At 60.5% G+C, this 9748-nt stretch carries 8 protein-coding genes; 7 read left to right on the top strand and 1 reads right to left on the bottom strand.

From position 1 onward, the window contains the following. The 6 genes from H928_RS32845 to dld form a co-directional block, all read left to right on the top strand. On the top strand, positions 1 to 1055 hold a 1055-nt coding region (locus H928_RS32845), incomplete at its 5' end, for an RHS repeat-associated core domain-containing protein (RefSeq protein ID WP_306729935.1). After that, the gene (locus tag H928_RS30720; RefSeq protein ID WP_084635741.1) at positions 1052 to 1612 is read left to right on the top strand and encodes an SMI1/KNR4 family protein; all 561 of its coding nucleotides are present in this window, start codon (positions 1052 to 1054) and stop codon (positions 1610 to 1612) included. The genes H928_RS32845 and H928_RS30720, both read left to right, overlap by 4 nt. A 731-nt stretch (positions 1613 to 2343) precedes the next feature. Continuing rightward, positions 2344 to 4026, top strand: coding sequence for an L-lactate permease (gene lldP / locus H928_RS0108930; RefSeq protein ID WP_021026182.1), 1683 nt, complete (start codon positions 2344 to 2346; stop codon positions 4024 to 4026). Between the two features lie 68 nt (positions 4027 to 4094). Further along, positions 4095 to 4871, top strand: a complete 777-nt coding sequence (lldR, locus tag H928_RS0108925) for a transcriptional regulator LldR (protein ID WP_021026181.1) — start codon at positions 4095 to 4097, stop codon at positions 4869 to 4871. 61 nt (positions 4872 to 4932) lie between these two features. Next, a complete protein-coding gene (gene lldD / locus H928_RS0108920) occupies positions 4933 to 6069 on the top strand; it encodes an FMN-dependent L-lactate dehydrogenase LldD (RefSeq protein ID WP_021026180.1) in 1137 nt (378 codons plus the stop codon). Positions 6070 to 6094: 25 nt separating this feature from the next. Beyond that, positions 6095 to 7849, top strand: a complete 1755-nt coding sequence (gene dld / locus H928_RS0108915; RefSeq protein ID WP_021026179.1) for a D-lactate dehydrogenase — start codon at positions 6095 to 6097, stop codon at positions 7847 to 7849. 91 nt (positions 7850 to 7940) lie between these two features. Here dld and H928_RS26860 read toward each other — a convergent pair whose 3' ends face one another. Further along, entirely contained in the window at positions 7941 to 8855 is a 915-nt protein-coding gene (locus tag H928_RS26860) for a LysR family transcriptional regulator (RefSeq protein ID WP_021026178.1), read from the bottom strand. Between the two features lie 637 nt (positions 8856 to 9492). Here H928_RS26860 and H928_RS0108905 point away from each other — a divergent pair. Then, positions 9493 to 9747, top strand: coding sequence for a hypothetical protein (locus H928_RS0108905; RefSeq protein WP_021026177.1), 255 nt, complete (start codon positions 9493 to 9495; stop codon positions 9745 to 9747). Position 9748: the final 1 nt, after the last annotated feature.

Raw genomic sequence — 9748 nt, 5'->3', positions numbered from 1 at the left:
TGCATGTGCACACCCCCGATGGCTTAGGTGAGCTGATCGCCAGCACCTCGGCCGGCGCGCAAACCCAGCTGCTCAGCGATGGCTTGGGCAGCGTACGAGTGGCCCAAACGGCTGCCACCAGCCATGTCTTCAGCTACGACGCCTTCGGCATTGCGCTGGGCGCCACTGAAGGCATGCCCGCCAATGCGGCCGATGCCGCTGCCACCAGCCACCGATACACCGGCGAATATGCCGACAGCCAGACGGGTCTGCTGCACCTCCGTGCGCGTGATTACGATCCGCAGATCGGCCGGTTTATCTCGATGGATGAGCATCCCGGCGCGAGTCGCATTCCGCTGACTCTGAACAAGTACCTGTATGGCAATGCGGACCCGGTCAATACGGTGGATCCGAGTGGGAACATTGCCTTGGGTGGGATGATGAGCGCGGGGATGAACATATCGATCGCCTATGCTCGAATGTCTTTATTTGACATGTTCTCCAATGCGTTGTTGTCCCCTATCATTGATTCCGCAGTCAGCAATATTACTTCCAGCAATGCGACCTTTGGCAATGCGGGAGTGGCAGCCATGCTGACCGGTTTTGCAGTTCAATGCAGGGTGAGCAAGAAATGCTTTCTTAGGAAAATACCGACATTAGTCAACGGAGTTCAAAGTCCTAATACTTCTATGCACATAATGGATTCGCTAATGGGTAATGGCAGCACGGCGGACGGAATACCGCGACCTTTGGCATTTTTATTGATGCGTGGATCGAGGAGGCCAGTCTCCGATAGTTTGATGGCAATTGCCTGTGGAAAGCCACGGCCGGTCGGCACGAATTGCGATGAATACCCATATGTTACATCCTTGCAAGGAGGAACGATTATGTACTTGGCGGGGCATGTTTCGTTGCGCTCCGTTCCAGCTTGGGGCAATCAAGCACATGGAAATAGATTGGGGAGATTTTATGGAAGTGCTAAAGTAGGTTCGAATGATCTCTTTTTAAATCTATCTGCACCTTTTCTTCCAAGCTTCTATATAGATAAAAATGGAAATAATCATAATTTACCATGATTGAAAATAATCAAGATCGAATTATTGGATTGGTCACTAAGCTGAATGATATTGGCTTTCCAAAATCGAATGGGCCGGATGATCATCAAATTGATGCCCTCGAAGTGCAGCTTCATAAGGAGGTGCCTGCAACATGTAAAAGTCTTCTGCGTATGGTAAATTGGCCAGGGGAGGATGTTCCAGTTAACCCAGCTGTTATTCAGCATAACTCACCAATTGGCGAGATTGTTTTTAATGGTTTTTATTCTGCGCTGCAATGGAGTGATTTGACCAGCTCAAGTCAAAGTGATCTCGAATGGTGCAGAGAGTTGGATGCCGATGATAAGATTGTTGTAGAAGGTGCAGCTAAACCTGAAATTTATAATGAAAATAGAATTTTCTTTTCTTATGGGAATGGGCTTTATTGGTTTATGGATTTGGATCCTGCTGATGGAGGTTTAAGTGGGCAGGTGGTAGTGCTATATCCTATGTACCAAGAGCATTACATTAAGGTGGTGGCGCCTGATATACTTTCCTTTGCAGAGTTGATTGTTTCTCATTGGGCTGGCAATAGATGATCTAAGTAATCAGCTTTATATTAGCAAAGCTTTTTATTAAATTTTTCTCATTAGTCGAGAGAAATCGACTTAGGGTTTCTATTCCATCTATCTCCGTGCAGCAGCCGCATCTCGCCATGAGATGCGGCTTTCCCTCTGCTACGCAGCAATGCTGCTGCAGTGACCACTAAATAGGTGCCCACGCCACCGGCGTGCCGCACAAGGTCACATCCCCACCCAAACATCCGACTGCCTCAACATGCACAGGCAAGCGCCTCCGTGCGATACCGAGCCATCCATGTGCCAAACGCTTTAATGACCAACCCCTCACAGAACCCACGTTGCGGCTGAGTCGCCCAGCCCAACATGGTCTGCCCGGGCGAGTGCAAGAGACGCCTTGACGTAAGGCAAATAGAGCTAAGCACCTGGATATGCGTCCAGCTTCAGGTAATAAATTGGTATTACCAATAAATCAACTAGCCCGATAAATTGTCAAATTACGGGTTTACCCTGACAATAAAATTCCCTGATTCCCCAATAATCGCCCAACTTTGCCGCAGGTTAGCAAGTTCATGGTTTATTGGTAATACCAATTTAGACCAAAGGTCCAACCAGCGGCATAGCGAACAAGCCATTCACCAGGCAAAGCCAAGCACAGGGCAGCCCAAGCAGCCCGTTGGCGCCATGCCCCCGGTGAACAGCCCAAGATCAAGGCGCCTCAGGCGCCCCTCCAATAACTTCGAGACATCGCCATGCAAACTCTCTGGCAGCAAAACTACGACCCGGCTGGCAACATCTGGGTGTCGGCCCTGGTGGCCTTGATTCCGATCCTGTTTTTCTTTTTGGCACTGACCAAGCTGCGGCTCAAGGGCTACCAAGCGGGCACCATCACGGTGGTGCTGGCCCTGGCGGTAGCGTTGCTGTTCTACCGCATGCCCGTCAGCGCGGCGCTGGCTTCGGCCGTCTATGGCTTCTTCTATGGGTTGTGGCCCATTGCCTGGATCATTGTGGCTGCGGTGTTTCTGTACAAGATCTCCGTCAAAACGGGGCAGTTCGATGTGATCCGCTCGTCCATCCTGTCGGTCACGCCGGACCAGCGCCTGCAGCTCATCCTGGTGGGCTTTTGCTTTGGCGCGTTTTTGGAAGGCGCGGCAGGATTTGGCGCACCGGTCGCGATCACGGCAGCCTTGCTGGTTGGCCTGGGCTTTAAGCCGCTGTATGCCGCAGGCCTGTGCCTGATCGCCAATACCGCACCGGTGGCGTTTGGCGCCATGGGCATTCCGATCATCGTCGCCGGCCAGGTCTCGGGCGTCGATGCGTTTGCGATTGGCCAGATGGCGGGCCGCCAGCTGCCGTTCATGACCGTGCTGGTGCTGTTCTGGCTGATGGCCATCATGGATGGCTGGCGCGGGGTGAAGGAGACCTGGCCTGCGGTGCTGGTCGGTGGTGGCTCGTTTGCGATCGTGCAGTTCCTCACCGCCAACTACATTGGCCCGGAGCTGCCTGATATCACCTCGGCCATCGTGTCCTTGATTGCGCTGACCCTGTTCCTCAAGGTCTGGCAGCCCAAGCGCATCTTCCGCTTTACGCCAGAGGCGGGTGAACAGGGTGCGGCCGCCGTGCCTGCAGCACCGGTGTCCTCGGGCGCGCCATTGACAGCCATGGCCGTCATCAAGGCCTGGTCGCCCTTCATCATCCTGACCGCCATGGTTACGGTCTGGAGCATCAAGCCCTTCAAGGCGCTGTTTGCCGCGGGTGGCCCGCTGGCGGCCACCGTGATCAATATTCCGGTGCCGTTTCTGCACAACCTGGTTGAGAAGACACCGCCCGTCGTGGCCGCTGCTGCCCCTTACGGCGCCGTCTACACCTTCAACTGGCTGCTGGCCACCGGTACCGCCATCCTGATTGCGGCGCTGATCACCATTGCCTTCACCCGCCTGTCGCCGTCCAAAGCGGTCGCTACCTTGGCCGAGACCTTCAAGGAACTGGCCGTGCCGATCTACTCCATCGGCATGGTGCTGGCCTTTGCCTTTGTCGCCAACTACTCGGGCCTGTCGGCAACCCTGGCGCTGGCACTGGCGCACACGGGCCAGGCCTTTACCTTCTTCTCGCCCTTCCTGGGCTGGATTGGCGTGTTCCTGACGGGCTCGGACACCTCTGCCAATGCACTGTTTGCCGCGCTGCAGGCCACCACCGCGCAGCAGCTGGGCCTGCCCCAGGTGCTGACCGTGGCCGCCAACACCACCGGCGGTGTGACGGGCAAGATGATCTCGCCCCAGTCCATCGCCATTGCCTGCGCGGCCGTGGGTCTGGCGGGGCGCGAATCGGATCTGTTCCGCTTTACGGTAAAGCACAGCCTGATCTTTGCGGTCATCATCGGTTTGATGACTACGCTGCAGGCTTATGTGTTTCCATGGATGATTCCGGGTCATTGAGCGTTGCTGCGCCATCGCCGTTGGTGGCGCCCGCGACGAGAACACATACCACCTGAAAGCTCTTCCCCATGCGCCTCGCTGACCATGTCGTCGAAAAACTGCTTGCCCTGGTGCAGGCCCGTGGCTTGCAGCCGGGCCAGCGCCTGCCGGCAGAGCGGCAACTGGCGCTGGAGCTGGGGGTGTCGCGCACGTCAGTGCGCGAGGCGCTGCAAAAGCTCATCAGCCAGGGGGTGCTGTCGGCCCGGCGGGGCGATGGCACCTATGTGCAGACCGTGCCATCTGCCGATTGGCTGCAAGAGGCCATGGCGCCGCTGGCCGGGCTGATCGAATCGGACCCCAACTACCGCTATGACGTGCTGGAAACCCGCCATACGCTGGAGAGCAGCACCGCCTGGCTGGCCGCGCAGCGCGCCACTGCGCAGGACAAGGAACGCATCCAGCGCTGCTTTGATGTGATGATCGAGCACCAGCAAAGCGGCCATGCCGAGCTGGCTGCGCGCGCCGATGCGCAGTTCCACCTGGCGATTGCCGAGGCCTCGCACAACCTGGTGTTGGTGCAGGTGATGCAAAGCCTGTTCACCGTGGTGCTGTCTACCGTGGAGCGCAACCGCCACGACATGTTCCGCCTGAGCGCCCCGGTCACCCTGCAGCAGCTCACGGTGCAGCACCAAAGCCTCATGCAGGCCATTTTGGAGGGCGACCCGCAGCGCGCCCGCGCCTGCATTGGCGAGCACCTGGAGCATGTGCGCCACACCATCTTGCAAATGGACGAGGAGCGTGCGCGGCGCGAGCGATCGATGCGCCTGCCGGCCGAGCTGATGCCCAGCCTGCCGGGTGTGCCCTGATCTGCGCTGATCCTGACAACCAACAAACCGAGACAAACCTCCCAGCCCTGAGAGCGCCACCATGATCATCTCTTCCGCATCCGACTACCGCGCCGCCGCGCAAAAGCGCCTGCCGCCCTTTCTGTTCCACTACATCGATGGCGGCGCCTATGCCGAGCAAACGCTCAAGCGCAATGTGGCCGACTACGCCGATGTTGCCCTGCGCCAGCGCGTGCTCAAGGACATGAGCCAGCTCGACACCAGCATCGAGCTGTTTGGCGAAAAGCTCTCCATCCCCGCCATCCTGGCGCCCGTCGGTCTGCTGGGCATGTTTGCCCGCCGGGGCGAGGTGCAGGCCTCGCGCGCCGCCGCTGCCCATGGCATTCCCTTCACCCTGTCCACCGTCTCGGTCTGCCCGATTGAAGAGGTGGCGCCGGGCCTGGGCCGGCCGATGTGGTTCCAGCTCTATGTGCTCAAGGACCGGGGCTTTATGAAGAATGCGCTGGAGCGCGCGCAGGCCGCTGGCTGCTCCACCCTGGTGTTCACGGTCGATATGCCCGTGCCCGGCGCCCGCTACCGCGATGCGCATTCCGGCATGAGCGGCCCCAATGCCGCGATGCGCCGCTACTGGCAGTCCGTCACCCACCCCGCCTGGTCCTGGGATGTGGGGCTGAACGGCCGCCCGCATGACCTGGGCAATATCTCCGCCTACCGGGGCAGCCCCACCGGTTTGGCCGACTACATCGGCTGGCTGGGCAGCAACTTTGATCCATCGATCTCCTGGAAGGACCTGGAATGGATCCGCGACTTCTGGAAGGGCCCGATGGTCATCAAGGGCATCCTCGATCCGGAAGACGCCAAGGACGCCGTGCGCTTTGGCGCCGATGGCATCGTGGTCAGCAACCATGGTGGCCGCCAGCTGGATGGTGTGCTGTCGTCGGCCCGCGCGCTGCCGGCGATTGCCGATGCGGTCAAGGGCCAGATCAAGATCCTGGCGGACTCGGGCATCCGCAATGGCCTCGACATCGTGCGCGCCATCGCCTTGGGGGCGGACGCCACCTTGCTCGGCCGCGCCTTTATCTATGCGCTGGCCACCTCGGGCCAGGCGGGCGTCAAGCACCTGCTGGAGCTGATGGAAAAGGAAATGCGCGTGGCGATGACCTTGACCAGCGTGGCCAAGGTGGCCGATATCAACGGCGATCTGCTGGTGCGCCAGTAAACGACGTACCCTACCAAGACCTGCCATGACCGCTGCCACCACCACCCCCGTCTCGCGCGATGCGCTGCTGGCCCAGCTGCGCGCGGCCGTCGGCCCCGCCCATGTGCTGACGGGCGACCAGGCCACGCGCCGCTTTCGCAAAGGCCATCGGACTGGCGAAGGCCCGGTGCTGGCAGTAGTGCGTCCGGCGACCTTGTGGGAGCAGTGGCAGGTGCTGGAGGCCGCTGTGGCAGCCGAACGAATCGTCATCATGCAGGCGGCCAACACCGGGCTCACCGGCGGATCGACGCCCGATGGCAGTGGCTATGACCGCGAGATTGTGCTGATCAACACCTTGCGCATCACCGGGGTGCAGGTGATTGGCGGTGGCGCCCAGGTCGTCTGCCTGCCCGGGGCGACCTTGGACAAGTTGGAGCAGGTGCTGGCACCCTTGGGGCGCGAGCCGCATTCGGTCATCGGTTCGTCCTGCATCGGTGCCTCGGTGCTGGGGGGCATCTGCAACAACTCCGGCGGCTCGCTGGTGCGGCGTGGCCCGGCCTATACCGAGCTGGCGCTCTATGCCCAGGTGCGGGCCGATGGCTCGCTGGCGCTGGTCAACCACTTGGGAATAGAACTGGGCGCCACGCCGCAGGAGATCCTGACCCGCCTGCACAACGGCGACTACCGCGAGGCCGACATCACGCACGATGCGCAGCGCGCCGCCTCCGACCCGCGCTACGCCGCCGCCGTGCGCGATGTGGACCAGGATTCGCCCGCGCGCTTCAATGCCGATCCCTCGCGCTTGTTTGAGGCCTCGGGCTCGGCCGGCAAGCTCTGCCTGTTTGCGGTGCGGCTCGATACCTTTCCGAAAGTGCCCAGCACCGTCTTCTATATCGGCAGCAATGCAGCCGACGACCTGACCACGGTGCGCCGCCATCTGCTCACCGCCTTGCCGGAGCTGCCGATTGCCGGCGAGTACATCCACCGCACCGCCTACGACATTGGCGAGCAATACGGCAAGGACACCTTCTTGCTGATCGACCGCTTTGGCACCGCCCGCGTGCCTGCGGCCTTTGCGCTCAAAAGCCGGGTCGATGGCTTCTTTGAGCGCCTGGGCCTGCGCGGCGTCAGCGACCGCATCATCCAGGCGGTCACCAACCTCTTGCCCAGCCATTTGCCGCCGCGCATGCGCCAGTGGCGCGAGCGCTATGAGCACCACCTGCTGCTGCGCGTGGCCAACGACACGGCCGACGCCACCCGCGCGTTTCTGAGCACGCATTTTGCTGGCAGCGGCAGTGGCGGCTGGTTTGAGTGTGATGCCGACGAAGGGCGCAAGGCCTTCCTGCACCGCTTTGCGATTGCCGGCGCCGCCATCCGCTACCGCGAAGTGCACCGCGCCCAGGTTGAAGACATCGTCGCGCTCGATGTTGCCCTGCGCCGCAATGACCGCGACTGGGTCGAGCAGTTGCCCGCCGAGGTCGAGGCCGACATGGTGCACAAGCTCTACTACGGCCACTTTTTCTGCCATGTCTTCCACCAGGACTACATCGTAAAAAAGGGTGTCGATCCGCTGGCGATGGAGCACCGCATGTGGACGCTGCTCGATGCGCGCCGGGCCGAGTACCCGGCCGAACACAATGTGGGCCACCTCTATGTGGCCAAGCCTGCACTGGCCGATTTTTACCGCCAGCTGGACCCGAGCAACAGCCTGAACCCCGGCATTGGCCACACGGCGCGGGGCAAAAACTGGGAGGCCTGTTGTGAGCGGCCTGGTGCCTGGCCCAAAGGCTATTCAGACTAGCGCCGGTCTGGGCTGCGGCGCTGGCGCACTGGCGCCGGGGAGGGGCATGCAGTTGCCGGTTGGCAGTCCGTAAGCGGTGTCCGGGGCTGGCTCACAGCGTATCGCACAGCATGTCCCAGAAGGCCTGCACCAGCAACGGCGTTCCGGTCTGCTTGCCGTGCTTCATCAGGCAAATTTTTCTGGCCAGTTGCGGCCGGGTGATCGGCAGGTAGCACAGCTGCGGGTCAGAGTGCGCCTGCTTGCTCAGGCTGGATATAAGCCCGACTTTCAGATCGCTGTGCACCAGCGCGTACAGGGATTCGATCGACGACAGATTGTGCGGCACATTGACATGCACGCCCTGCTCGCGCAGCACTGTGGTGATCATGTCATAGGTATTGCCCCGCCGCAGCACCGCCAGGGGCTGGTCCTTGAGATGGTGCCAGTGCAGCTTGGCCTGCTGGGCCAGTGGATGGCGCGGGGAGAGCACGACCATGATCTCGTCCGTGGCGATCAGGCGCGAATCGATGTGCGAGGGCGTGTCGAACTGCAGGCCCACCGCGATGTCCGCATCCCCTTGCGTGATCGACTCGATCAGCGTGTCGCTGTGCATGTCGTCGAGCACGAAATGCACCTCCGGGTGGCGCTGCTGGAACTGGGCCATATACGGCGCAATCCACTGCGATGCCGAGGGGATGCAGTGGATGCGGATGGCATGGCTTTGGTGTTGCAGCCGCTGCAGCATCTCCTCCATGCCCTGGTCAAAGGTGGCAATCATCCAGCTGACCTGGGCGCGTACCGATTCGCCCGCCGGCGTCAGCCGCACGCGCCGCATGCTGCGGTCAAACAAGGTAACGCCCAGCGTGAGTTCAAGTTCGCGAATGGCGGAGGAAAAGGCCGGCTGGCTCATCGCCAGCGACTGGGCGGCCTGCGTGAAGGTGGGGTGCTCAGCGGCCTGCTTGAAGCAGCTGAGCTGCCGCAATGTGGGGATGGATGCCGATCTCTGCGGCTGGTAAACGTGGGTCATGATGAATTCATTTTTTCAAATCAAAATAATTACTCCAATTGTAAATTGCTATGTAATTAAATTTTTTACAGATGCGTAAAAAAATGGCTGGGAACAGGTGCCGATGGCAGCTGGATAGCACCAGGCCGGAGCGTAAAAGTTCCGGAGATTTTTACGAAAACGCCTCTGTTTCATCGGTGTTTTTACCGATGGATGGCGAAGCGCTGGCGCCGCGATGGGTAGCGACTGTGCCACACATGGGGTAGATCGTGGGCATACCTAACATTTGTTGAATTTATCGCTATTTATTAACGATAGATATAGTATATTATTTAAGTTGGTTTTTTCGCACAGATCGGCCCGAGGCTGGCGTGCCGCCCACAGGGCGGTTTTGACCGGTGGCGTTCAGCGCCTCCCTGGCCCTGGGCCAGCGCACTGTCTGCCGCAGCCTGCTGCCCCCATGCTGCCCATGCGCTGTGCATGCCCGCAGCAGCCTGCCCCTTTGCCGAATGCCATGTCTTGACCGGGCCGGCGTTGCTGCAGCAAGGGCGGCCCCTGGTGCATTTCCGAAACTCCGCTCCTTGGTGCTGCAGACCGGGCCCATCGACGGGCCGGGCGGCCGGCGCGGGGATGTCCTTTATTTTTTACAAGCTCAACTATGAATTTCTCAAGCATCGATTGGAGCCAGGCGCCAGAGGATGCGCGCTGGTGGGCCATGGACGGCGATGGCCATGCCTATTGGTACTGCAGGCCGCAGATTGCGGCGGCCACCACCTTCTGGTTTGCCGCGCGCCACCCGGCGCCCAGCTTTGGCTATGCGCGCGATTTCCGGCAGTCGCTGCAAGCGCGGCCGGCACCGGCCGAGGAGAGCGCGCCTGCGCGCGCTGCAGCGAGCCGTCTGCTGCGCCGCTAGC

Origin of the sequence: Comamonas sp. B-9, assembly GCF_000410635.1 — a bacterium.
In the GTDB taxonomy this organism is placed as follows: domain Bacteria; phylum Pseudomonadota; class Gammaproteobacteria; order Burkholderiales; family Burkholderiaceae_C; genus Comamonas.
Note: the sequence above shows the minus strand (reverse complement) of the source record. Positions and strands in the feature narration are given on the sequence as shown.

Bases quoted from the DNA above. Each gene is read 5' to 3' on its own strand.
- H928_RS26860 (WP_021026178.1), bottom strand. From the start codon at position 8,855: ATGACCCACGTTTACCAGCCGCAGAGATCGGCATCCATCCCCACATTG.
- lldR (WP_021026181.1), top strand. From the start codon at position 4,095: ATGCGCCTCGCTGACCATGTCGTCGAAAAACTGCTTGCCCTGGTGCAG.
- dld (WP_021026179.1), top strand. From the start codon at position 6,095: ATGACCGCTGCCACCACCACCCCCGTCTCGCGCGATGCGCTGCTGGCC.
- lldP (WP_021026182.1), top strand. From the start codon at position 2,344: ATGCAAACTCTCTGGCAGCAAAACTACGACCCGGCTGGCAACATCTGG.
- H928_RS30720 (WP_084635741.1), top strand. From the start codon at position 1,052: ATGATTGAAAATAATCAAGATCGAATTATTGGATTGGTCACTAAGCTG.
- H928_RS0108905 (WP_021026177.1), top strand. From the start codon at position 9,493: ATGAATTTCTCAAGCATCGATTGGAGCCAGGCGCCAGAGGATGCGCGC.
- lldD (WP_021026180.1), top strand. From the start codon at position 4,933: ATGATCATCTCTTCCGCATCCGACTACCGCGCCGCCGCGCAAAAGCGC.